22 protein-coding genes and 2 pseudogenes are annotated in these 23,921 nt (G+C 60.4%); 10 read left to right on the top strand and 14 right to left on the bottom strand.

Annotated features, from left to right (window positions below):
* Window positions 1-57 precede the first annotated feature (57 nt).
* Window positions 58-1,088, top strand: a pseudogene (locus C4J93_RS23540) (YhcG family protein).
* A 61-nt stretch (window positions 1,089-1,149) separates the two neighbouring features.
* On the opposite strand, the gene ycaC reads toward C4J93_RS23540, so the two are convergent.
* Window positions 1,150-1,782 (bottom strand): isochorismate family cysteine hydrolase YcaC, encoded by a 633-nt coding sequence (gene ycaC / locus C4J93_RS23535; protein ID WP_003239464.1) that lies wholly within the window; start codon window positions 1,780-1,782, stop codon window positions 1,150-1,152.
* Window positions 1,783-2,295: 513 nt separating this feature from the next.
* Between ycaC and C4J93_RS23530 the strand changes: the two genes are divergently transcribed.
* Window positions 2,296-2,532 carry a hypothetical protein gene (locus C4J93_RS23530; protein WP_124430578.1) on the top strand — a complete coding sequence of 79 codons (237 nt, stop codon included), beginning with the start codon at window positions 2,296-2,298 and terminating at the stop codon, window positions 2,530-2,532.
* 293 nt (window positions 2,533-2,825) lie between these two features.
* Here C4J93_RS23530 and C4J93_RS23520 read toward each other — a convergent pair whose 3' ends face one another.
* From C4J93_RS23520 to C4J93_RS23480, 9 genes and pseudogenes are all read right to left on the bottom strand, one after another.
* Window positions 2,826-3,596, bottom strand: a complete 771-nt coding sequence (locus C4J93_RS23520; RefSeq protein ID WP_124430577.1) for a S24 family peptidase — start codon at window positions 3,594-3,596, stop codon at window positions 2,826-2,828.
* 209 nt (window positions 3,597-3,805) lie between these two features.
* Complete coding sequence (ppa, locus tag C4J93_RS23515) at window positions 3,806-4,333, bottom strand: inorganic diphosphatase (RefSeq protein WP_003176323.1); 528 nt, start codon at window positions 4,331-4,333, stop codon at window positions 3,806-3,808.
* 108 nt (window positions 4,334-4,441) lie between these two features.
* Window positions 4,442-5,257: a zinc-dependent peptidase gene (locus C4J93_RS23510; protein WP_124371992.1), complete on the bottom strand. Its 816-nt coding sequence runs from the start codon at window positions 5,255-5,257 to the stop codon at window positions 4,442-4,444.
* Between the two features lie 6 nt (window positions 5,258-5,263).
* Window positions 5,264-5,920, bottom strand: a complete 657-nt coding sequence (locus C4J93_RS23505) for a DedA family protein (RefSeq protein ID WP_046069710.1) — start codon at window positions 5,918-5,920, stop codon at window positions 5,264-5,266.
* Window positions 5,921-6,221: 301 nt separating this feature from the next.
* Window positions 6,222-6,680, bottom strand: a complete 459-nt coding sequence (locus C4J93_RS23500) for an N-acetyltransferase (protein ID WP_124430576.1) — start codon at window positions 6,678-6,680, stop codon at window positions 6,222-6,224.
* 91 nt (window positions 6,681-6,771) lie between these two features.
* The gene (gene eutC, locus C4J93_RS23495) at window positions 6,772-7,605 is read right to left on the bottom strand and encodes an ethanolamine ammonia-lyase subunit EutC (protein WP_124430575.1); all 834 of its coding nucleotides are present in this window, start codon (window positions 7,603-7,605) and stop codon (window positions 6,772-6,774) included.
* Window positions 7,602-8,996 (bottom strand): ethanolamine ammonia-lyase subunit EutB, encoded by a 1,395-nt coding sequence (locus tag C4J93_RS23490; protein WP_124405392.1) that lies wholly within the window; start codon window positions 8,994-8,996, stop codon window positions 7,602-7,604. Before C4J93_RS23490 ends, eutC begins: the two co-directional genes overlap by 4 nt.
* A gap of 53 nt (window positions 8,997-9,049) precedes the next feature.
* Window positions 9,050-10,482: pseudogene (gene eat, locus C4J93_RS23485) on the bottom strand (ethanolamine permease).
* A 206-nt stretch (window positions 10,483-10,688) separates the two neighbouring features.
* Window positions 10,689-12,209, bottom strand: coding sequence for an aldehyde dehydrogenase family protein (locus tag C4J93_RS23480; RefSeq protein WP_124371988.1), 1,521 nt, complete (start codon window positions 12,207-12,209; stop codon window positions 10,689-10,691).
* Between the two features lie 271 nt (window positions 12,210-12,480).
* Here C4J93_RS23480 and C4J93_RS23475 point away from each other — a divergent pair, with 271 nt between their 5' ends.
* The 4 genes from C4J93_RS23475 to C4J93_RS23460 all read left to right on the top strand — a co-directional run bounded on the left by C4J93_RS23475 (window position 12,481) and on the right by C4J93_RS23460 (window position 16,780).
* Window positions 12,481-14,388 carry a sigma-54-dependent Fis family transcriptional regulator gene (locus C4J93_RS23475; RefSeq protein WP_124371987.1) on the top strand — a complete coding sequence of 636 codons (1,908 nt, stop codon included), beginning with the start codon at window positions 12,481-12,483 and terminating at the stop codon, window positions 14,386-14,388.
* Between the two features lie 139 nt (window positions 14,389-14,527).
* Window positions 14,528-15,877 (top strand): UDP-N-acetylmuramate:L-alanyl-gamma-D-glutamyl-meso-diaminopimelate ligase, encoded by a 1,350-nt coding sequence (gene mpl / locus C4J93_RS23470; RefSeq protein WP_124371986.1) that lies wholly within the window; start codon window positions 14,528-14,530, stop codon window positions 15,875-15,877.
* The gene (ubiX, locus tag C4J93_RS23465) at window positions 15,874-16,503 is read left to right on the top strand and encodes a flavin prenyltransferase UbiX (RefSeq protein ID WP_124368491.1); all 630 of its coding nucleotides are present in this window, start codon (window positions 15,874-15,876) and stop codon (window positions 16,501-16,503) included. Before mpl ends, ubiX begins: the two co-directional genes overlap by 4 nt.
* Window positions 16,496-16,780, top strand: coding sequence for a YceK/YidQ family lipoprotein (locus tag C4J93_RS23460; protein WP_124368490.1), 285 nt, complete (start codon window positions 16,496-16,498; stop codon window positions 16,778-16,780). Before ubiX ends, C4J93_RS23460 begins: the two co-directional genes overlap by 8 nt.
* Before the next feature lie 649 nt (window positions 16,781-17,429).
* Here C4J93_RS23460 and C4J93_RS23450 read toward each other — a convergent pair.
* From C4J93_RS23450 to C4J93_RS23440, 3 genes are all read right to left on the bottom strand, one after another.
* A complete protein-coding gene (locus tag C4J93_RS23450; RefSeq protein ID WP_124371984.1) occupies window positions 17,430-18,071 on the bottom strand; it encodes an oxidoreductase in 642 nt (213 codons plus the stop codon).
* Window positions 18,072-18,100: 29 nt separating this feature from the next.
* Window positions 18,101-19,819 (bottom strand): C13 family peptidase, encoded by a 1,719-nt coding sequence (locus C4J93_RS23445; protein WP_124410867.1) that lies wholly within the window; start codon window positions 19,817-19,819, stop codon window positions 18,101-18,103.
* A gap of 105 nt (window positions 19,820-19,924) precedes the next feature.
* Complete coding sequence (locus tag C4J93_RS23440; protein ID WP_124371982.1) at window positions 19,925-20,380, bottom strand: MaoC family dehydratase; 456 nt, start codon at window positions 20,378-20,380, stop codon at window positions 19,925-19,927.
* A gap of 181 nt (window positions 20,381-20,561) precedes the next feature.
* On the opposite strand from C4J93_RS23440, the gene C4J93_RS23435 reads away from it, so the two are divergent.
* From C4J93_RS23435 to C4J93_RS23420, 4 genes are all read left to right on the top strand, one after another.
* The gene (locus C4J93_RS23435) at window positions 20,562-20,915 is read left to right on the top strand and encodes a CidA/LrgA family protein (protein ID WP_124368487.1); all 354 of its coding nucleotides are present in this window, start codon (window positions 20,562-20,564) and stop codon (window positions 20,913-20,915) included.
* Window positions 20,912-21,628, top strand: a complete 717-nt coding sequence (locus C4J93_RS23430) for an LrgB family protein (protein WP_124368486.1) — start codon at window positions 20,912-20,914, stop codon at window positions 21,626-21,628. The genes C4J93_RS23435 and C4J93_RS23430 overlap by 4 nt, the downstream gene beginning before the upstream one ends.
* 21 nt (window positions 21,629-21,649) lie before the next feature.
* Window positions 21,650-22,240, top strand: a complete 591-nt coding sequence (locus tag C4J93_RS23425; protein ID WP_124371981.1) for an LON peptidase substrate-binding domain-containing protein — start codon at window positions 21,650-21,652, stop codon at window positions 22,238-22,240.
* 101 nt (window positions 22,241-22,341) lie between these two features.
* The gene (locus C4J93_RS23420; RefSeq protein ID WP_124371980.1) at window positions 22,342-22,557 is read left to right on the top strand and encodes a hypothetical protein; all 216 of its coding nucleotides are present in this window, start codon (window positions 22,342-22,344) and stop codon (window positions 22,555-22,557) included.
* Here the strand turns inward: C4J93_RS23420 and C4J93_RS23415 are convergent.
* Window positions 22,551-23,867 (bottom strand): bifunctional DedA family/phosphatase PAP2 family protein, encoded by a 1,317-nt coding sequence (locus tag C4J93_RS23415; RefSeq protein ID WP_124371979.1) that lies wholly within the window; start codon window positions 23,865-23,867, stop codon window positions 22,551-22,553. The two genes, C4J93_RS23420 and C4J93_RS23415, sit on opposite strands and share 7 nt — an antisense overlap.
* Window positions 23,868-23,921: the final 54 nt, after the last annotated feature.

Below are 23,921 nucleotides of genomic sequence, written 5' to 3'. Positions count from 1 at the left end.
CTCTTGTGACGGTCCGGCGGCTTGACTAGCCTGCCGAAAACACAAGAGTGAAAAAGTATGAACGAGGCCTCTATCGGTTTAAACGCGCCGCCTGATGGCTACACCGATTGGCTGACAGGCCTCAAGAGCCGTATCCATAACGCACAGCAGCGCGCGTCAATCGCGGTCAATCGTGAATTGGTGATGCTCTACTGGCAGATTGGACGCGAAATTTTGGCCCGTCAGAGCGATCAAGGCTGGGGGAGCAAAGTGATCGACCGCCTTGCGCAGGATCTGCGTGCAGCGTTTCCCGACATTAAGGGTTTTTCGCCGCGCAACCTCAAGTACATGCGTGCTTTTGCCGAGGCGTGGCCGGATTCGGAATTTGTGCAACAGGCTGCTGCACAATTGCCCTGGGGTCACAACGTGGTGTTGCTCGAAAAGCTTCCCGGCCCGGAAACACGTCGCTGGTACATCACCCAGGCAGTTAAACACAGCTGGTCGCGGAACACGCTGTTACTGCACATCGAAATTGCTTGCTGGAGCGCAGTGGCAAGGCAGTCAGCAACTTCGAAAGCCATTTGCCCAAGGCACAATCCGATCTGGCACGAGAATCTCTCAAGGACCCTTATCGCTTTGACTTCCTAAGCCTGGGCCTGGATGCGAAAGAGCGTGATATCGAAAATGCCTTGATCAAACATGTCACTGAGTTCTTATTAGAGTTGGGCGCGGGCTTTGCCTACGTTGGCCGGCAAGTACTGCTGAATGTTGGCGGTGATGAGTTCTTCGTTGACCTGTTGTTTTACCACTTGAAACTGCGCTGCTACGTAGTGATCGAACTCAAGGCGGGTAAATTCAAGCCCGAGCATCTGGGCAAGTTGAGCTTCTATCTCGCGACTGTAGATGCCGAACTGAAGCGCCCACAGGATGGCCCGACCATTGGCCTGTTGCTGTGCAAGGGTAAAAATGAGGTGGTGGCTGAATATGCTCTGCGCGATAACAACCGGCCTATCGGTGTGGCGGAATATCAGTGGGTAGAGTCTTTGTCGGCAGAACTGCAGACCAGTTTGCCCAGCATTGAGCAGATAGAGAGAGAGCTGGCGGGGTAAGCCGGTTCAAACACCGAAAGCCTGCCTTTTCAGGGCAGGCTTATCGTCACACTGGGCTGACTTATTTCTGCTGAGCTGTCAGCGCCGCATACCCATTCATCAAATTGCGATAGTTGGGAATCCGCTGGGACAACAGATTCCCCAGCCCTTCGATATCGTTGCGCCAGTCACGGTGCAACTCACACGCCACCGAAAACCAGTTCATCAATTGCGCACCCGCCTGGGTCATCCGGCTCCATGCCGCCTGCTGCACCGTGGTATTGAACGTGCCCGACGCATCCGTTACCACGAACACCTCAAACCCTTCCGCCAGCGCCGACAAGGTCGGGAACGCCACGCACACATCCGTCACGACACCGGCGATGATGATCTGCTTACGCCCGGTGGCCTTGATCGCCTTGACGAAGTCTTCGTTGTCCCACGCATTGATCTGACCAGGGCGAGCGATATACGGCGCGTCCGGGAACATTTCCTTCAACTCCGGCACCAGCGGGCCGTTGGGGCCTTGCTCGAAACTGGTGGTGAGAATGGTCGGCAGGTTGAAGAACTTGGCCAGGTCGGCCAGGGCCAGCACGTTGTTCTTGAACTCGTTGGGGGAGAAGTCCTGCACCAGGGAGATCAGGCCGGTCTGGTGGTCGACCAGCAGGACAATGGCGTCGTCTTTGTTCAAGCGGCTGTAGGTTGGAGTGCTCATGGTTGAATCCTTTTTTGTTTAGGTTGGTTGGGTGTTGTGTTCAACATGGGCACAGATTAATGGGTGGCTCGTGCCGGATAAATCGGGTGGGAGGAGTCTTACTGTCAACTTAAAAAGGACGATGGTTTTTTCTGGCTTGTGCAGCACCTGTTGCATAAATCAATGCGAAGAGCGATGGGGGATTTGACTTTGAAGGGCCAGCAGGTCCTATCCCTTTCATTCGCAGGACGTTTCCGAGAGAATCCCAACCGCATTGCGCCAGCGGAAATGGGTGACTAGGCTGCGGATTGTCACTGCACATTCAGTGATCGGGTTTAGTCGCCCGGAATCGATTGGCGCATAAGTAATTCATGAGTCAGGCATTTCTCCGCCTGCATCTTATGGTAGCTGTGCGCAGGGCACCTTCGGGTGCGCCGGGTTCCCAATCGACCGGTCGACTAACCTGCGTACAGCTGCCGCCTTTTGTTTAGTCGCAGGAAGTGGCAGCTCCAAATTATCGATTGGAGTTTTGCTATGGATAATGTTTGTTCGGATTCGCCGTCATCAGCTGTGACCAATCCGTTTACGGTCAGCGAAGAACTGAGTTTCGAGGACGCCTGGGTTCAGGTGGCTGAGCTGTTGCATTGTGCGGTGGCTACGTCGCATGTGCTCGGCGAACCAGTGGCTGCGCCGCAGAGGGCGGTGATGCATTTGGTGGAGATGGCCAATATGGTGGCCGATCGGGCTGTGGAATGTTTGCAGGCCTCATGACGTGCAAGGCCGGCAAGTCGCTAAGCGGCCTCTTTTGACCATTCAATTGTCCAGCAGCTGTTGGACAATTGATCTGAGATAGACGGGCATTAAAAAGCCGGCTTGTGGCCGGCTTCTCGGGGACTGTCTCAGCTTGTTTTTGACAAACCTCATCAGCCTTCAAATCGCTCAGCCCACATTGCGTCGGGCTGAATAGTAGGGGCATCCGCGGGAACTCCTCCGCATCGCCTGGCAGGGCAACAGCCTGAAACCACCCCCTGCCAAATGTGCGGCGCATGATACCCACATTCACCTCAGTTGCCCACCTCCGGTTCCGATTCAGAGCTTTCCCAGCCCAGCAGGTGTTCGTCCAGCGGTACCGGTGGGCGGCGGTTGTTGAGGGTGGACCACCAGAATACCCAGCCGACTATCTGGAAGTTCTGCTCAAAGCGTTCGTCGTAGGTGAGGTATTCGTCCGGGTGTTCGCTGGCGTTGTGGCTGCGCATGCGCAGGCCACCGCCAGGTCGGTTGTAGAGGTATTTGATGCGCAGCATGCCGTCGTGTTCGACGGCGTAGATTTCGCCGTCGATGATTTGGGTGCGGCCTTTATCGATGGCGAGGGTGGCGCCTTGTTGGATGATGTCGATCATGCTGTTGTCGACCATGTAGGCGCCGACGGCGCGGTCGGGGTTTACGTTGAGGGTTTCGAGGGTGTGCTGGGTGACGCGGATGCGTTCGGTTGAAGTGAATGTGGGGTGGAGGGGGATCTCCACGTCGGTATTATCCGGGCGGCAGGCAGGGCCTGTGAGGTATTTGCCGATGTCTTCGCGGGTCGGTGCAATCCTTGCGGTGGGGCCGTCCAACAGGTAGTTGACCGGTGGGTGTTTGGGGCCGCGACCGTCGCTTAACCAGCGACTGGAGACGCACAGCAGTTCTGCGAACTCGTTGAGTCGGCCCATGGGGACGCCGCGTTTGAACCAGTTGTTCACGTGCTGAGGCGTGACGCCGCGATTCTTGGCGAAGTCGGAGGCGGAAAGATGAACTTCCCGTAATAGCGCTTTTAAACGATCACCTGATGTATTCATAAACGCAGAGTTTACCGGCCAGGAAAACTATTCAAATAAACTATGCGTTGAGTTGCGTGTGTAGGTTTTTCCTTAGTTGTAGCTTGATTCTTCATTTATTAGTGTTAGTTAAACACCGAAAGTTAAGAGTTGAACTCGGCGTTTAATGTTCATAAAAAAGCCCCGAATAATCGGGGCTTTTTAATTGCCGTGGCAATGAGGCGCAAGTATCAGCCTTTGTAGGCGGCTACCGACTTCATGATCTCGGCGCGGGCAGCGTCTGCGTTGCCCCAACCGTCGATCTTCACCCATTTGCCTTTTTCGAGGTCTTTGTAGTTCTCGAAGAAGTGCTTGATCTGTTCCAGCAGCAGTGGCGGCAGGTCGGTGTATTCCTTCACGTCGACGTACAGCTGGGACAGCTTGTCGTGTGGCACGGCGATAACTTTGGCATCGCCGCCGCCGTCGTCGGTCATGTTCAGGATGCCGACCGGGCGTGCGCGGATGACCGAGCCTGGGGTGACCGGGTAAGGGGTCACGACCAGCACGTCAAGGGGGTCACCGTCGTCAGCCAGGGTGTTGGGAATGAAACCGTAGTTGGCCGGGTAGAACATCGGGGTGGCCATGAAACGGTCAACGAACAGGCAGTCGCTGTCTTTGTCGATTTCGTATTTGATCGGCGCGTGGTTGGCCGGAATTTCGATGGCGACGTAGATGTCGTTCGGCAGGTCTTTGCCAGCCGGAATCTTGCTGTAGCTCATTGGGCGTTGCCCCCGTAGTTGGCCATATGACATGGCCGGATTGGCCTAAAAGTGGCGGCGATTATAGGCATATTCTGACGCCGATGCCATGCGCCAAGCGTCGTACGGTCATTCGACCTGCGGCTGGTAGCGCGGGTCGTGGGCTTGCAGTTGGGTCAGGCGGGCCAGTGGGTCCTGGCGGTAAAAGCGGCTGAGTTGGGCGTACACCTGTGGGTAATGGCTGACCAGTAAATCCGGGGCGCTGAAAAAATACTCGCTGGTGACGGCAAAGAATTCCGCCGGGTTTTCCGCCGCGTACGGATCGATCTCGGTGTCGGCGTCCGGGTTGGCATCGAGTTGGCGATTGAGGTCGTCGAAGGCGCTTTGCATCACGCTGGCCCATTCCTGCACGCGCATGTCGTTATGCAGCGGGGGCAGGCCGTTGGCGTCGCCGTTGAGCATGTCCAGTTTGTGCGCCAGCTCATGGATGACCAGGTTGTAGCCTTCCCATTGGCCGCTGGCCAGTACGCCGGGCCAGGCGAGGATCACCGGGCCTTGTTGCCAGGCTTCGCCGCTGTGCTCGCCGTCCCACTCATGTTCCACGCCGCTGGCATCGCGATGACGTTGCGGGCTGAGAAAGTCGTCAGGGTACAGCACGATTTCATGGAAGCCCTGATACCAGTCGAGGTCACCCAGGTTCATCAGCGGCAGTTGCGCCTGGGCGGCGAGCAGCAGGCGTTGTTCCTGATGCAGTTCGACGCCGGGCAGGGCGGTGAGGTGTTTTTCGGCGAGGAACAGCACACAGGCTTCGCGCAGCCACTGGTCTTGCTCGGCGGTGATGCCGTCGAGGAAGGTCAGGTGGTGACGCACCCGTTGCCAGGTGTCATCGGCAATCGGGTGCTTGGCCAGCAGGCGCCGGCGACGCCAGGCGCTGAGGGACCACATGGGCGATTAGTGCGGATTGGCTTCGGAGGAGGTGCGGCCAAAGCGGCTGCGCACCACGCCGATGATCATCGGTACAAGGGATAGCAAGATGATGAACACCACCAGCAACGACAGGTTCTTCTTGATAAATGGCACATTGCCGAAGAAGTAACCCAACGTCACCAGGCCGCCGACCCAAAGGATGGTGCCCAGCACGCTGAAACCGAAGAAACGCGGGTAGGGCATCTTGGCAATGCCGGCGACGAACGGCGCGAAGGTGCGCAGGATCGGCAGGAAGCGCGCCAGGGTTACAGTCTTGCCGCCGTGCTTGTCGTAGAAGTCGTGGGTTTTTTGCAGGTAGTCGCGGCGGAAAATTTTCGAGTTCGGGTTGCTGAACAAGCGCTCGCCCACGGTTCGTCCTATTACATAGTTGGTGCTGTCGCCGAGGATGGCTGCCAGCATCAGCAGGCCGGCCAGCAACACCGGGTCCATGCCGCCACCTGCGGCGACAGCGCCGGCGATGAACAGCAACGAATCACCCGGCAGGAACGGCATGACCACCAGGCCGGTCTCGCAAAAAATCACCAGGAACAGAATGGCGTAGATCCACGGACCATAGTTGGTTACCAGCATGTCGAGGTAAACGTCGAGATGCAGGATAAGGTCAAGCGGGTTGAAATCCATGGATGGCACCTGTGTGAATGGCCCGGCTCAGCAGGCCAGTGCGGGGACGACGGGGAATAAGGCTACACGTGTATGTCGAGATTCTTACAACCCTGAAAGGTCGGCATTATACGGATTGAATGGTGAAAAGCGTGTGGCTTTTGTAGCGGGGAGTGTCGTGAAAGTGTGAAGCGGTTGGGTGCCGGTTTAATGTGGGAGGGGGCTTGCTCCCGATTGCGGTGGGTCAGGGACATGAGTATTGGCTGACATACCGCTATCGGGAGCAAGCCCCCTCCCACAGGGGATCGGCGGTGTTTGAGGGTCAGTCTTCGTTGATCGACAGCACGTAGTTTTTGAATTCGGTGTCTTCGCGAAACCCTATCGACTCATAAGTCTTCTGCGCCACGTCATTGTCGCTGCTGGTAGACACCCGCAACCGCACCGCGTGGGTTTCCTTGGCCATCTTCTTCGCCGTGCGCATCAGATTGTCGGCGACCAATTGTCGACGTGCGTCCTCGGCCACGTAGATGTCATTGAGGATCCACACGCGTTTGAGCGACAGCGAGGAAAAGCTCGGATACAGCTGGCAGAACCCCAGCAGTCGCTTGTCATCATCATCGGCCAGCGCCAGGTAGATCACCGATTCCTTGCGCCGCAGGCGCTTTTCCAGAAAGGCCCGCGACGAGTCCGGGAACGGCAGGGCACCATAGAACTCGCGGTATTTGACGAACAACGGGGTCAGCAGGTCCAGGTGTTCCAGGGTCGCTTGAGTAATCCGCATGCCAGGCCTCAACATCCAAATGGGTATGACCACGCGCGCGGTGGTGGCTCGATGCTGCCTAATGCCGCGAAAAAGCGCAATCGTGCCGCGATCAATCCGCAGGTGGGCTAAGCAGGAAGTTGCCTTTCATCAGGTCCGGGTCATCTGATTCGATCGTCTGCAGTTGCGCCTCATCCTTGAGATGGACCCCGGACAGTTGCCGGCGACAGGCCTCGCGCATCAGGTACAGCAGGCGATGGGCCGCCATGCCGTAGCTCAGGCCTTCCAGGCGCACATTGGAGATGCAGTTGCGATAGGCGTCGGTGAGGCCAACCTTGGGGTTGTAGGTGAAATACAGGCCCAGGCTGTCCGGCGAACTCAGCCCCGGCCGTTCGCCGATCAGGATCACCGCCATTTTGGCGCCGAGTAGCTGCCCGATCTCATCGGCCACGGCGACGCGGCCCTGTTCCACCAGGATCACCGGTGACAGAGACCAACCTTCGGCGTGGGTCTGTTCTTCCAGGCGTGTAAGAAAAGGCGCGGTGTGTTTATGCACGGCCAGCGCCGACAGGCCGTCGGCGACCACGATCGCCAGGTCCACGCCATCGGGATGCGCCGACGCGTAATCGCGCAAGGTCTGTGCCGATTCATCGCTGAGGCGGCGTCCCAGATCCGGTCTTTGCAGGTACATATGCCGGTCGGTGGCGGCGCTGTGCAGCAACAGGCTGTCGCGGCCGCGTTCGGCGAATTGGCGGCTCAGCGCTTGATGGTCGAAGGGCAGGTGCACCGCATCCCGCGCCTGGGCGTGGGCCAACTGGAAATCCAGCTGCGCATTGGTGGGAATGCTGGTGCCCGTGCGGCCCAGGGCAATGCGCGCCGGGGTCAGGCGGCGCAGTTGCAGCCATGGGTTGTCAGGCAGGTCGAGTTGCACAGGCGGCTCCTTCATCCCAGTTGCGCCAACGCGTGGCGGAACGCCGGTGGCAGGCTGTTGCCGAAGCGTACCTTGCCGTCGGCTTGCGTAAAGATGCCCATTTTCGCCAGCCATTGCTCGAACTCCGGCGCCGGTTTCAACCCCAGTGTCTGGCGCGCGTACAGCGCGTCGTGGAACGAGGTGGTCTGGTAATTGAGCATGATGTCGTCGGAGCCGGGGATGCCCATGATGAAATTGATCCCGGCCACGCCAAGCAGGGTCAGCAGGGTGTCCATGTCGTCCTGGTCGGCTTCGGCGTGGTTGGTGTAGCAGATGTCGCAACCCATCGGCACGCCGAGCAGCTTGCCGCAGAAGTGGTCTTCGAGCCCGGCGCGGATGATCTGCTTGCCGTTGTACAGGTATTCGGGGCCGATAAAGCCGACCACGGTGTTCACCAGAAACGGTTTGAAGTGCCGAGCCACCGCATAGGCGCGGGTTTCACAGGTTTGCTGGTCGACGCCGAAGTGCGCGTTGGCCGACAAGGCGCTGCCCTGGCCGGTTTCGAAATACATCAGGTTCTGCCCCAGGGTGCCGCGGTTGAGGCTCAAGCCCGCGTCATAGCCTTCCTGCAGCAGGCTCAGGCTGATGCCGAAGCTGGCGTTGGCTGCTTCGGTGCCGGCGATCGACTGGAACACCAGGTCCAGGGGCACGCCACGGTTGATCGCTTCGATGGAGGTGGTGACGTGGGTCAGCACGCATGCCTGGGTGGGGATGTCGTAGCGCTGGATGATTGCGTCGAGCATCTCCAGCATGGCGCAGATCGAGGCGATGCTGTCGGTGGCCGGGTTGATGCCGATCATCGCGTCGCCGTTGCCGTAGAGCAGGCCGTCGAGAATGCTGGCGGCGATGCCGGCCGGTTCGTCGGTGGGATGGTTGGGTTGCAGGCGTGTGGACAGGCGCCCGCGCAGGCCCATGGTGCCGCGAAATTGGGTGACCACGCGGATCTTCTGTGCCACCAGTACCAGGTCCTGCACGCGCATGATCTTGGACACGGCGGCAGCCATTTCCGGTGTCAGCCCCGGCGCCAGTGCGCGTAGGGATTGTTCATCGGCGGCGTCGCTGAGCAGCCAGTCGCGCAGGCCGCCGACGGTCAGGTGGCTGACCGTGGCGAAGGCCAGTTTGTCGTGGGTGTCGACGATCAGCCGGGTGACTTCGTCGGTTTCATAGGGAATCAACACTTCTTCCAGGAAGTGCTTGAGCGGGGTGTTCGCCAGCGCCATTTGGGCCGCGACCCGTTCGCCATCATTGTGCGCCGCCACGCCCGCCAGGAAGTCGCCGGAACGCGCCGGGCTGGCCTTGGCCATCAGGTCCTTGAGGCTGTCGAAGCGGTAGGTCTGTGCACCTACCGCGTGGGAAAAGCTTGCCATACAGTGTCTCCTTGACGACGCGGGCAAGGCGCCCGCGTCGAGGTTTACGGCAGTTAGTGCAAGGCGGCCTCTGCGGCCTGGATCGCCGCGAATTCTTCTTCCGGCGTGCCCGCTACCAAGTGATGCCGGCTGTAGAAAGCAAAGTAAGCAATTAATACTCCATAGATGATCGCGGCGCCAATGACCACGCGCGGATCCACCAGAAAGCCCGCCACCACGGCCACGCAGGCCAGTACCAGCGCCACGCCCGAGGTGAAGATGCCGCCCGGCGTGCGGTAGGGGCGCTCCATTTTGGGGCGACGGATGCGCAGGGTGATGTGGGCGGCCATCATCAGCACATAGGAGATGGTGGCGCCGAACACGGCCACCAGAATCAGCAAATCACCCTGGCCGGTCAACGACAGGCCGAAACCGATAATGCCGGGGATCACCAGCGCCAATACCGGTGCCTTGCTCTTGTTAGTCTCGGACAGTTTGCGCGGCAGGTAGCCGGCGCGGGACAAGGCAAAGATCTGTCGCGAATAGGCGTAGATGATCGAGAAAAAACTGGCGATCAAGCCGGCCAGGCCCACCAGGTTGACGAAGCTGCCCATCCAGGTCGAGCCGCCGTAGGACAATGCCAACGCTTCCACCAGTGGGTTGCCGGATTTGATCAAGGCGTAAGTGCCCGCGCCGCCCGGTGCGATCACCAGGATCAACAGGGCAAAGCTGGTCAGCACCACAATCGCGCCGATCAGCCCGCGTGGCAGGTCGCGTTTGGGGTTCTTGGTTTCTTCAGCGGCCAGGGGCACGCCTTCTACCGCGAGGAAAAACCAGATCGCATAGGGGATCGCCGCCCACACGCCGACGTAGCCGAACGGCAGGAAAGGGCTGGCACCCTTGGCTTCGGTCACCGGGATATCCAGCAGGTTGGCGACATTGAAGTGCGGCACCATCGCTACCAGAAACACGCCCAGGGCGATGGCTGCGATGGCGGTAATCACGAACATCAACTTCAGCGCTTCACCCACCCCAAAAATGTGGATGCCGATAAAGATGATGTAGAACGCTAAATAGATCATCCAGCCGCCAATGCCGAACAGCGACTCGCAATATGCGCCGATAAACACCGCGATGGCGGCGGGCGCGATGGCGTATTCGATCAGGATCGCCGTGCCCGTGAGAAACCCGCCCCAAGGGCCAAACGCGCTGCGGGCAAAGCCGTAGCCGCCGCCTGCGGTGGGAATCATGGAAGACAGTTCGGCCAGTGAAAACACATGCACAGGTACATGGTGGCCATCAGCAGTGTGGCGAGAAACATGCCGCCCCAACCGCCTTGGGCCAGGCCGAAGTTCCAGCCGGCGTAATCGCCGGAGATGACGTAGGCGACACCGAGGCCAACTAATAACACCCAGCCGGCGGCGCCTTTTTTGAGTTCGCGTTGTTGGAAGTAATCGGTGCCGACTTTTTCGAAGTCGACGGAAGAACTTGTGGGTTCGCTGGGCATGGGAAGTACCTTCCATTCTTATTGTTTTAACTCGGCCTCTGTGTGCCGAATGCAGTTCGCAAGTACTTGTGAAGTTTTAAGTGTGGGAAGGGGCTTGCCCCCGATGGCGGTGTGTCAGCTACTGAGTTGTTGGCTGATCCACCGCTATCGGGAGCAAGCCCCCTCCCACCTTTGATTGCATTGCAAGGGTGGGAGGGTGTTGTGGGTTAGAAGAAGCCCAATGGATTAATGTCGTAGCTCACCAGCAAGTTCTTGGTCTGCTGGTAATGGTCCAGCATCATCTTGTGCGTCTCGCGGCCCACACCGGACTTCTTGTAACCGCCGAACGCGGCATGTGCCGGGTACAGGTGGTAGCAGTTGGTCCACACGCGGCCGGCCTTGATCGCCCGGCCCATGCGGTAGGCGCGGTTGATGTCGCGGGTCCACAGGCCGGCGCCCAGGCCGAACTCGGTGTCGTTGGCAATGGCCAGGGCTTCGGCTTCGTCCTTGAAGGTGGTGATGCTTACCACTGGGCCGAAGATTTCTTCCTGGAACACGCGCATTTCGTTGGTGCCCTTGAGCAGGGTCGGCTGGATGTAATAGCCGGTGGCCAGGTCGCCGCTGAGCTTCTCGACCTTGCCGCCGATGAGCAGCTGCGCCCCTTCGCCCTTGGCGATTTCCAGGTAGGACAGGATCTTGTCGAACTGCTGCTCCGACGCTTGGGCGCCGACCATAGTGTCGGTGTCCAGCGGATCGCCGCGCTTGATCGACTCGACCTTTTTCATCACCACTTTCATGAAGTCTTCATAGATCGACTCTTCCACCAGCGCGCGCGATGGGCAGGTGCACACTTCGCCCTGGTTGAAGAACGCCAGCACCAGGCCTTCGGCGGCCTTTTCGATGAATTGCGGTTCGGCTTTCATGATGTCGGCGAAGAAGATGTTCGGCGACTTGCCACCCAGTTCGACGGTGGACGGAATGATGTTCTCGGCCGCCGCATGCATGATGTGCGAGCCCACCGGAGTGGAGCCGGTGAAGGCGATCTTGGCGATGCGCTTGCTGGTGGCCAGGGCTTCGCCGGCTTCTTTACCGAAACCGTGCACCACGTTGAGTACGCCGGGCGGCAGCAGGTCGCCGATCAGCTCCATCAGCACGTTGATGCCCAGCGGCGTTTGCTCGGCGGGCTTGAGTACCACGCAGTTACCGGCGGCCAGGGCCGGGGCGAGCTTCCAGGCGGCCATCAGCAGGGGGAAGTTCCACGGGATGATCTGGCCGACCACGCCCAGCGGCTCATGGAAATGATAGGCGGCGGTGAGTTCGTTGATTTCGGCGCTGCTGCCTTCCTGAGCGCGGATGCAGCCGGCGAAGTAGCGGAAGTGGTCGGCGGCCAGCGGGATGTCGGCGTTGAGGGTTTCGCGCACGGCCTTGCCGTTGTCCCAGGTTTCGGTGACGGCCAGCAGTTCGAGGTTCTGTTCGATACGGTCGGCGATTTTCAGCAAGACCAGCGAGCGGTCCTGGGCCGAAGTCTTGCCCCAGGCGTCAGCGGCGGCGTGGGCGGCGTCCAGGGCTTTGTCGATGTCTTTGGCAGTAGAGCGGGGGAATTCGGCGATGGGCTTGCCGTTGACCGGCGAGGTATTGGTGAAGTAATTGCCATCGACCGGAGCAACGAATTCTCCACCGATGTAGTTGCCGTACTTGGCCTTGAACGAAACGATAGCGCCTTCAGTACCGGGGTGTGCATAACGCATGGTGGGCATCTCCTGCTTTTATGTTTATTGGAGTACAGCGCGGCAAGCGCGTGATAAAGCGTAGAGCAAAGGTTGGGCCACTGCGTTGCAGGCCAGGTAAATCAAGGGGTTAATAATTTTACCGGGCGTTGCTGTCACCCATTCGATACAGGCGCGGTGACAGTGTGTGCCATAAACGATACAGCCCGTGACCGGCGGGTCGGGTCGGGATTGCAATGGCTGGGTGCCTGGAGGATGCTGGGCGTTCTCACGCAGGGAGAATAATAAGAACATGCACAACGATCAGTTCAGTCGCCACGCCCGGCAAGTCTTGACCGTCACACGCGGGCATGAATGCTCCCAAGGCCCCGGCAGCGATCCATCGATTGCCCGCTCCTGGCTGCGCTGCCTGGAGGACTACCACCTCGATCCCGCGCAAACTATCGCCCCTACCGTGCTCGAACAGGGGCGCCTGCTGGAAAGTCGCGAACGCCTGCAGCAGGTGCTGCACATCGCCGGCAACGAGATGAACAGCCTGCATCAACAGCTCTCCGGCGTTGGCCACGCGGTGCTGCTCACTGACGCGCGCGGCGTGATCCTCAACTGCGTCACCGCGCCGTCCGAGCGCAAGATTTTCGAGCGCGCCGGGTTATGGCTGGGCGCCGATTGGAGTGAGGCCCGCGAGGGCACCAATGGCATCGGGACGTGCCTGGTTGAGCGCCAGTCCGTAACGATTCATCGCGACGAACACTTTCGCGGCCGGCACACGGGGTTGACCTGTTCGGCGAGCCCGGTGTTCGATCCTCATGGCGAACTGCTGGCGGTGCTGGACGTGTCGTCGGCTCGGGAAGCGGTGTCGCGCCAGAGCCAATTCCACACCATGGCGCTGGTCAATTTGTCGGCCAAGATGATTGAAAGCTGCTATTTCCTGCGCCACTTTGAACACCACTGGCTGCTGCGCTTTCACCTGCAGGCCGAGTCGGTGGGCCTGTTCAGCGAGGGCCTGCTGGCGTTCGACGGGGAGGGGCGCATTTGCGCGGCCAACCAGAGCGCGCTGAACCTGCTCGCATGCACGCGTAGCGGTTTGCTGGGGCAGCCGGTGGAGGCATTTTTCGATTGTTCGCTGGATCAACTGCTGAGCCGCGCCAGCGCCAGTGCGACCGCCAGTTGGCCATTGCGTACCCGTGAGGGGCGCAGCCTGTTTGCGGCATTGAGAGGCCAGCCGCGCCGTGTGCCCACGCCGGTTACCCGACCAGCATCGCCACGGCTATCAGGAATTTGCCTGGGCGACCCGGCGCTGCAAGACGAAATGCGCAAGGCGCTGCGGGTGTTCGAGCGCGATGTGCCACTGCTGATCAACGGTGAAACCGGGTGCGGGAAAGAAGCGTTCGCCAAGGCCGTGCACCAGGCCAGCCAGCGTTCCGATAAGGCCTTCGTCGCGCTCAACTGTGCGGCCATCCCGGAAAACCTGATCGAAAGCGAGCTGTTTGGCTATCGCGGTGGCAGTTTCACCGGAGCGCTGAAGGAAGGCATGCGCGGCAAGCTGCAACAAGCCGATGGCGGTACGCTGTTTCTGGATGAAATCGGCGATATGCCTGTGGCGCTGCAAACCCGTTTGTTAAGAGTGCTGGAGGACCGCCTGGTGGTACCTATCGGCGGTGAGCCCCAGGCGGTGAACGTGCGAATTATCAGCGCCACCCACCGAAATCTGCTTGAACGTGTGCAGGACGGCAGCTTTCGCGAAGATTTGTATTACCGCTTGAACGGCCTGGAAGTCGCCCTTCCGGCGTTGCGTGAGCGCAGTGACAAGTCGCAACTGCTGGACTTCCTGCTGGCGCAGGAGGCGGGTAAGCAGGCTGTTGGCCTGGCGCCTGCAGCGCGTGAAGCTCTGTTGGCGTACGCGTGGCCGGGCAATATCCGACAGCTGCGTACGGTGTTGCGCACGCTGGTCGCGCTGTGCGACACAAGCCTGATCGGGCTTGAGGATTTACCTGCAAACATCCGTCAGGCTCGCGCGCAATCGAGTGAACAGAGCCCTGCACGTTCGCCCCTGGACGATGCCGAGCGGTCGGCTTTGCTGGCAACGCTGGAGCAGCAACGCTGGCACATGAGCCATACGGCGCAGCAGTTAGGGGTGAGCCGTAATACGCTTTACCGAAAGTTGCGAAAGTATGAAATTTCACGCAGTTTGGTCGTTTAGTCGTGAAAAATGCAGTTCACCTCAAGCCATGGGTGGCTCCACTGGCCTGCCTACTGCCGGCGCACTTGGCAGAGTGACCTAAAGAGTGCCATTTCCTACTCCCTGCGCTAACCTGCCTCGATGATTTACGAGGTCAACTATGCACATTCATATTCTGGGTATCTGCGGCACGTTCATGGGCTCGATGGCGGTACTTGCCAAAGAGCTGGGCCATCACGTTACCGGCTCCGATGCCAATGTTTATCCGCCCATGAGCACTCAGCTACAAGCTCAGGGCATTGAGCTGACTCAAGGCTACGACCCGGCGCAGTTCGACCCGGTCCCCGATCTGGTGGTGATCGGCAACGCCATGTCCCGGGGTAACCCTGCGGTCGAGTATGTCCTTAATAAAGGCTTGCCGTATGTCTCCGGCCCCCAGTGGCTGGCCGACCATGTGCTGCAAGGGCGCTGGGTGCTCGCGGTTGCCGGTACCCACGGCAAAACCACCACCAGCAGTATGTTGGCCTGGGTGCTGGAGCATGCGGGCATGAGCCCGGGTTTTCTGATCGGCGGTGTGCCACAGAACTTCTCGGTGTCGGCGCGCCTGGGGGAGACGCCGTTCTTCGTGATCGAGGCCGACGAGTACGACAGTGCGTTCTTCGACAAGCGCTCCAAGTTCGTCCACTACCGTCCGCGCACGGCGATCCTGAACAACCTTGAATTCGATCATGCCGACATCTTCCCGGATCTGCCGGCCATCGAGCGGCAGTTCCACCACCTGGTGCGTACCATTCCAAGTGAAGGGCTGGTGATTCACCCGACCACCGAACCGGCGTTGCAGCGCGTGATCGAGATGGGCTGCTGGACTCCGGTGCAAACCACCGGCGCGGGCGGGCAGTGGCAGGTCAAATTGCTCAGTGACGACGGTTCCAGGTTTGAAGTGCTGTTCGAAGGCCAACCCCAAGGCACGGTCGAGTGGGACATGACCGGCCAGCATAACGTCGCCAACGCCTTGGTCACCCTGGCGGCTGCGCGGCATGTGGGGGTGGTGCCTTCCATGGGTATCGCGGCATTGAGCGCATTCAAGAGCGTGAAGCGGCGCATGGAAAAGGTCGCCGATGTGAATGGGATTACCATCTACGATGACTTTGCCCACCACCCCACGGCGATTGCTACGACGTTGGACGGCCTGCGCAAACGCGTCTGTGATGCGCAGATCATTGCTGTCGTCGAGCCGCGCTCCAACTCCATGAAGCTGGGGGCGCACCGTGATGGCCTGCCGGAAAGCGTCAATGACGCCGACCAGGCGGTCTGGTATGCACCGGCCAACCTGGGCTGGGACCTGCCGGCGATCGCCGCGCGGTGCAGTGTGCCTTCGACCGTCTGTGATTCGTTGGAGGGTATCATCGAGCACGTCAAGCACCTGGCCAAGCCAGGCACCCATGTGGTGATCATGAGCAACGGCGGCTTCGGCGGGTTGCACGGCAAGCTGGCCGAGGCGCTCAAGTGAGCGGCCCGGAACGCGTCACCCTGGCGATGACCGGCGCCTCCGGTGCGCCTTATGGCCTGCGTTTGCTTGATTGCCTGGTGCGTGAAGACCGTGAGGTGCATTTTCTGGTCTCCAAGGCGGCGCAGTTGGTGATGGCGACTGAAACCGATGTCGCATTACCGGCCAAGGTGCAGATGATGCAGGCGTTCCTCACCGAATACACCGGCGCGGCGGCGGGGCAGATCAAGGTCTATGGCAAAGAGGACTGGATGTCGCCGGTCGCTTCCGGCTCCGGGGCGCCGGCGGCGATGGTGGTGGTGCCCTGTTCCACCGGCACGCTGTCGGCGATTGCCACGGGCGCCTGTAATAATTTGATCGAGCGCGCGGCGGACGTGACCTTGAAGGAACGTCGTCAGTTGATCCTGGTGCCGCGTGAAGCGCCCTATTCGAGCATCCATCTGGAGCACATGCTCAAGTTGTCGAACATGGGCGTGACCATATTGCCCGCATCGCCCGGCTTCTATCACCAGCCGCAGACCATCGACGACCTGGTGGATTTTGTGGTGGCGCGCATTCTCAACCTGCTGAATATTCCCCAGGACATGCTGCCACGCTGGGGCGAGCATCACTTGAGCGGCGATGAATAAGGCGCTGCTGGTCGTGCTGGCGCTGCTATTGGCGGGCTGCGCCACCGCTCGCACGCTGGATGCCGCCCAACCTGGCGCGCCGGTGGTGTATGCCGGCACGCGGTTGGACCTGTATGCGATCAATGGAGGCTGTTGTGCCAAGGACAGATTCGGCGCTGAGGCGCCGAGTTATCCGCATATCGACCTGCCGGCCAGTGCGCTGCTCGACACCCTGCTGTTGCCACTGTCGGCGTTGACGGTGCTGGGTGTGGGCTTCAACGCCACGGGCGGCCTATAACGCAAACCTCAACAACACCAAAAAACCCATGTGGGAGGGGGCTTGCCCCCGATTGCCATAGGTATCTACACAACTGTGTAGCAGCAGCCTACCCTAACCACGATGCGAAGCGAGCCGCTCTTGATCTTGCTTTTGATCTTAAGCGCCCCGTTAAACCACGCTGGCCGGAATTCGATAGTGATTTGGGGGGTAAACCGGCAGGGATGCCGGTTTAGCCGCCCCGCGCCATGGATGGCGCGTGGCGGCGGCCCCCCAAATTACTGTCGGATTACGGGCACACCGAGCCTAGGCGAGGTGCCGAGTGGTGGGGCAAGAGCGTTTTGCTTACTTTTGCGCTTTTCAAAAGTGAGCCGCCGTCAGGGCGGAACCCTAAGCCGCCGTTACCGCAGCAACGGATATGTACTCGCTCTGATCCAACATCCTGGTCGGCTGTCAGGCCGCCATCGGGAGCAAGCCCCCTCCCACATTTAGGTCGCGGGGTATCAGTTAGAGAGGCTTCGGCTGCTGAGCCGTCACAGGTTCAGGGCCGTGCCAAAGTTGTGTAGATACCTATGCCCCGATTGCGGTAGCCCAGTCAACTCATCAGTGACTGATATACCGTAATCGGGGGCAAGCCCCCTCCCACATTGGGTTCAGTGTTTGCCTTTAGTTATTTACCGAGCTTGCGCAGCTCATCCGACTCCACCACACGCACCCCGTCCTGTTCTTCCAGCGCCAGGCGCCACATGGCGCGGGCCAGTTCGCAGACTTCAATGCCGTGGTACTTGCCCGGAATCAGGCGTGACAGCGGCCCGGCCAGTTGTTCGGCCAGACGCGGCTCGAGTCTTTCGCCCAACAGCAACGATGGCCGCACGATCGTTAGTTGCGGCCAATCCTGTGCTCTCAACGCCTGCTCCATGTCCCCTTTGACCCGGTTGTAGAACACCGAGGATTTCGGGTCGGCGCCAATCGCACTGATCACGATCAGGTGCCGCGCGCCCATTTCCCGTGCGCGCTTGGCGAAGGTCACCACCAGATCCAGGTCGACCGCACGGAACGCCGCTTCCGAACCTGCTTTCTTGATCGTAGTGCCCAGGCAGCAGAAAGCGATATCCACTTGGCCGCTCAGGTGTGGCAGGACCACTGCCGGGTCGCCCACCGGGTTTTCCAGGCGCGGGTGTTCAGCCAATGGTTTGCGGCTGGGTGCCAGTACGCGGGTCACGGTGGGTTCGTTGAGCAGGCGGTCCAGCAAGTGTTCGCCGGTAAGGCCAGAGGCGCCGGCCAGCAGGATATGCTGCGGTGTCAGGTACATGGTGTTTCCCCCTTGTTACACGTTACAGCTTAGTTGCCTTTGGCTTCCTTGCTATTCATTGAGACGCTTTCGAGCGCCTTTCGTGCCTGCTGTTTGCGTAATAATTGCCAATGGGCGATCACGCCCTTGGGGGCCCAGATCTGCGGTTCGGAGGCTTCGAAATTGTCCGCCTGTTCGCGTTCGGCCACGTGCAGTTGTGCCAGTTTGAACGCCTGTTGCAAATCGTCCGTTTGGCTGAAAGCTTGTGCGAAAAGGGCATCACCAAAGTAGGTGAAGTCTGCTTCTTCTGAACAACCGAACGACACGCGATCCGCGCGCGAGGCGGTCATGATCAGCGTGCGTTCATCCTTCAATGCCGGGATGAATCCGCCGGAGTAACAGGCGGAAATCACGATGATCTTGTCACGGTTTTTCAGCGGCGCGAGCACGGCGGCCAGCTCGTCGGCCGGCAGGTCGGCCAGCTCCATGCGCGGCTGGTCCAGCACCAGTTCGTGTTCATGAGTGCCGTGGCTGGTCATATAGATGAACACCAGGTCTTCCGGCCCGCTGCGTTCGGCCAGGGTTTGCACGGCACGGCGCAGATTTTCGCGGGTGGCCATGGGGCGGTCGGCGATATGGTCGCGGTGGTTGACCAGGCGAATCTGCCCATGTGCACCGAAGCGGGTGGCGAGCATATTGCTGACGTAATCGGCTTCGCGCAGGAATACGCTTTGCTTGCCGTCACCGGCCAGTGCCAGGGTATACAGCTCGATGGCAGGCGTAGACGCAGGCACGGCGGCGAGGGCGTCAGCCAGTAAGCGGCCCTGGGCCAGTACGCCGATTTCCAGTGGGTCGGGCAGCAGCTTGCCCTCGGCATCGCGCACGCGCATGCCGTTGACCCAGGTGCCGGCCTGAACCGTGCCATCGGTGAGCACCAGCGTGCCGCGGCCCTGGTAGCTGTCGCTGTCGAAGCCGCCGATATAGAAGCTGCCATCGGTAAGGTTCAGGCGACCTTCGCCGCTGAAGCGCCAATCGATGAACTGGCCGACGTAGTGGCTGCCATCGACGCCGATCAGTTCGCCCTTGCCGCTGAGCGCGCCTTCCTTGAACTGGCCGATCCACACGTCGCCGTCGGCATTTTCATAGCGACCCTTGCCGTTGAGCTGGTTCTGTTTGAACTGGCCGACGTAGATATCGCCATCCGCGCTGTTGAACGTGCCGTTGCCTTCCAGCTGACCATCGACGAAGTGGCCGCTGAACTGATTGCCGCTGTCGTCGTTGCGCTGGCCTTCGCCATTGGGCTTGCCGTGAGCGAATTGGCCCTGGTATTGGCTGCCGTCGGCCAGCTCCAGGCGTCCGAGGCCGGAGTACTGGTCGTCCTTGAATTCGCCGCGATAGGTCATCTGCCCCTCTTTGAGGGTGCCTTCGCCGTTGCGTCGACCGTTCTTGAAGCCACCGACGTAGCTGCTGCCCGCCGTGGTCAGGCGGCCCTGGCCGTCAAACAGGCCCTGCTTGAATTGGCCCTGATAGACTTCGCCGTTACTGCCATGCCATTCGCCCTGGCCATGCCACTGGCCCTTATCGAACTCGCCGGCGTACCAACTGCCGTTGGGGTAGTCGACACGGCCCTGGCCTTGCAGCAAGCCGTTGACCACATCACCACGGTAGCGGCCGCCATCGGGCAGGCGCGCGTCGGGCGGCAACAGCGATTCGCCGTCTCCGCACGCGGTGAGCAACAGGGCAAGGGCAAGGGGAGCGAGTGGGCGCATAGCGGGATCCGGATAATTGAGCGCCGAGTATGCCGCAGCCGAGAGGTTCATACATAAATTTACATACACTGTGGCAAGGTTTGTTGCCTCACCACAGGCAGCGTCCTACACGAAGCAGAGTGACAGCGACTCGGCGATGTAGGCAGGTTTCTCCTGGCCTTCGATTTCCAGGGTGGCGGTGGCCTTGAACAGCCATTGGCCGGGTTTTTTCTCGTGGACATCGGTGAGCGTGACGTTCAGGCGCACCTTGGAGTCGACCTTTACCGGCTGGATAAAGCGCACGCTGTCGAGGCCGTAATTGACCGCCATCTTCAGGCCTTCGGGCATGATCAGGATGTCTTCCATCAGCTTGGGCATCAGCGACAGCGACAGGAACCCATGGGCGATGGTGCTGCCGAACGGGGTGTGCGCCGCCTTGACCGGGTCGACGTGGATGAATTGATGATCGCCGGTGGCCTCCGCGAACAGGTTGATGCGCGCCTGGTCGATGGTGAGCCACTCGGAACGTCCGAGTTCCTTGCCGACATACTCTTTGAGCTGCGCTACGGGTACCTGGGGCATTGCATCTCTCCTGGTTTCATCGTTTTTATCCCCCGCTGATGAGGGTTTTTTTATGGGATACAGAGAACCAATGTAGATCATCATGGGCAATCGGCCCGGTCAACGACATGCTTTTGGCGAATGCCGGAGCATAGGGCGGGCGTGCTTATAATGCGCGCGGGCTTTAAGGGGGAGAAAGCGGATGCTGTTACGTGGCCTGACCTGGCTGGTGTTGTTTCAACTGATCGGCACAGCGATCAATCATCTGCTGTTGCCGGTATTGCCGGGACCGATCATCGGCCTGCTGCTGATGCTTGGCTTTCTGATCTGGCGCGGCGAAGTCAGCGAGCCGCTGAGCCTGGCGGCCGGCAGCCTGCTGCGGTATCTGCCGTTGCTGCTGGTGCCGCCGGCCGTGGGCGTGATGGTGTATGCCAAGGACATCGTTGCAGACTTCTGGGCCATTGTCGGCGCGCTGGTGCTGTCGCTGGTCATCGCCATGGGCGTCGTCGGCGTGCTGATGCAACAGATGGTCAAGCGCAAGGAGAAGGGCCAATGATGTTCGATTGGCAGGGCGCCTGGACGGCCGTCATTCATCACCCGCTGTTCGGGATCGGCATCACCCTGGGCGCTTATCAACTGGTACTGGCGGCTTTCGAGAAAACCCGCTGGATCTTCCTGCAGCCGGTGCTGGTCTCCATGTTGCTGGTGATTGGTGTGTTGCTCACTTGCGGCCTGAGCTACGTCGAATACCGCGAAAGCACCGAGATCATGGGCATTCTGCTGGGGCCGGCGACGGTAGCCCTGGCGGTGCCGCTGTATCTGAACCTGCGCCGGATTCGCCAATTGTTCTGGCCGATTTTTACTACGCTGGTGATAGGTGGGGTGTTGGCCACCGGCCTGTGCGTGGTGTTGGGCTGGTGGTTCGGCGCTGAACACAGGGTGCTGATGACCATGGCGCCCAAGTCGGTGACGTCGCCGATTGCCATGCTGGTGGCCGAGCAGATCGGTGGCGTGGCGGCATTGGCTGCTGTGTTCGTGTTGATCACCGGAGTGGTCGGCGCGATGATCGGCCCGGCGCTCCTGTCGCGCCTGGGCGTACACAGCCCCGAAGCACGCGGCATGGCCCTGGGTATGACGGCCCATGCCGTCGGCACCTCGGTGGCCCTGCAGGAAAGTGAAGAATGCGGCGCCTTCGCGGCGCTGGCGATGAGTCTGATGGGCGTGGCCACGGCGGTGTTCCTGCCGCTGGCCGTGTCGGTGATCGTTTGAACCGGGTTTAAGGAAACCTTTATGAGTCTGGCGCTGTTTCCGCTCAACACTGTGCTGTTCCCTGGCTGCACCCTCGATTTGCAACTGTTCGAGGCGCGCTACCTGGACATGATCAGCCGCTGCATGAAAAAGGGCGAAAGCTTCGGCGTGGTGTGCATCCTTGACGGCAAGGAAGTCGGCCTGGCCCCGGACGGCTATGCGCTGATTGGCTGTGAGGCGCTGATTCGCGACTTCAAGCAACAGGACAACGGCCTGCTGGGCATTCGTGTCGAAGGCGGGCGGCGTTTCCGCGTACGTGACGCCCATGTGCACAAGGACCAGTTGCTGGTGGCCGAGGTGCAGTGGCTCGAAGAGCTGCCGGAGCAGCCGCTGGAAGACGAGGATGCCGACCTGCTGGCGCTGCTGCAGGCATTGGCGGAGCACCCGATGGTCGCTTCGCTGGATATGGACGCCCGTGCCGAGGGCCAGCAGGCCCTGGCTAATCAGCTGGCGTATCTGCTGCCGTTCACCGAGGCCGACAAGCTCGACCTGCTGCAACTCGACGATCCGCAGCAGCGGCTGGATGCGATCCAGATGCTGCTGGATGAGTTGCAAGGTGAATTATTCACCTAAGATTCGGATTTCCCTGACGTGGTTTTCAGACTTTGTTTGGTTGCTTCCAGCAGCGCGGCTTGCACTATTTTCCGATCACACCCTAATGATCGGAGATGACCATGATTCGGCTGACACCCTCGGAACAAGAAGCCTGGGACGCGTACCTTGTCAGCGTGACCACGCAATTACTCCAGCAGGATGCCACGCGGGGCCCGGAATACATCGCCGAACGCGCCGCTGAAATCGCTGATGAAATGCTGCTGGAACGACGCGAGCGTTACGTTGAGCGCCGCTCGGCATCGGTAGAGTGGATCGGCCCGGCCAAGGATCAGTAAGCGTACCTGAGCAAAGCATGGGACGTGCCGGTAAAAGCAATAAACCCGAGCACGGCCACCACGGCGGGCAACACCAGCCACCAGGCTTTTTGCGTCATCGCGGGCAAGGGGCTGCGGTACTGACTGAAGCTGAGGCTGAACGCGCAGACGGTCATCGCCAGCAGCGTGCCGGCCAGGATGTCCGTGGGCCAGTGAGCACCCAGGTACACCCGCGACAATGCAATGAACGCGGCGGGTATGCAGCCCAGTAGCAGCCAGGTCAGGCGTAACCGCGTGGGTTGGCCCCGGCCTGCCAGTACCGCCAGGGCCAGGAAGAACGCAAACGCGCCGGAGGCATGGCCGCTGGGCATGCTGAAGCTGGTGAGCGGGTCGGTAAGGATTTCCGGGCGGCCACGGGCGAAGAAGAGCTTGGTGCCGGTGTTGATCACGGCGGCTCCCGCCAGTGTGACGCCAACGAATAGGGCATGACGCCACTGTCGCGCCAGTAGCAGCAGGCCGGTGAAGACCGCGCTGGCCACGAACATTTTCTTGAATTCGCCCAACTGGGTAATGCGCACCATCACTTCGTCAAGCCACGGGCTGCGATGTTCCTGCACAAGGGCGCTCAGGCCCTGGTCGAAATGGTTGAGGTGCGGGTAGCCGATGAACAGCGCGACCAGCAAGATCAGGCTGGCACAACCAATCCACAGGGTAGCGCGGCGATGACCGCGCAGGCTGCTGTTCAAGCTCAGCCCCAGCAGCACCGCCAGGCAGGCCGCGACAATGGCCGCTTCCGGCCAGAAACCTTCGGGCAATGGCAGGCGGAACGCAGCGCCGGCGGCCCATCCCGGCAGCAGATAAGCCACCGACCACCCCGCTGCCGCGATAACGCTCACGGCCGCGAAGCGCGGAAACGGCATGTCGCACATGCCGGCCACCATCGGCAGCATGGGGCGCAGCGGGCCGATGAAGCGCCCGACCAACAGGCTGGCGATGCCGTACTTATGGAAGTAGGTTTCAGCGCCATTCATCCATTCGGGGTGCTGACGAAGGCCGGGCAGGCGTCGGATGTTCTGGTGGAAATGCCGGCCCAGGTAGTAGGAAACCCCATCGCCCAATAAGCCGCCGAGGAATCCCAGCAGCAGGGTTTCGCTCAACGACAGCGCGCCGCTGCCGGCCAGTGCGGCAATCGCGAACAGCAGCACCGTACCTGGCACGATCAGTCCGGCGATGGCCAGGCATTCCACGCACGCAACGATAAACACCGCCGCCGCCAGCCATTGTGGGTTCAGGGTCAGCCAGCCGGTAATGCTATCGAGCCAATGGCCCATACACTCCACTCCATACGTAATCTGAAACGCTGATGATCAAACTGTGGGAGGGGC

The sequence above is a fragment of the Pseudomonas sp. R2-37-08W genome, from assembly GCF_003851705.1.
GTDB lineage: Bacteria > Pseudomonadota > Gammaproteobacteria > Pseudomonadales > Pseudomonadaceae > Aquipseudomonas.
Note: the sequence above shows the minus strand (reverse complement) of the source record. Positions and strands in the feature narration are given on the sequence as shown.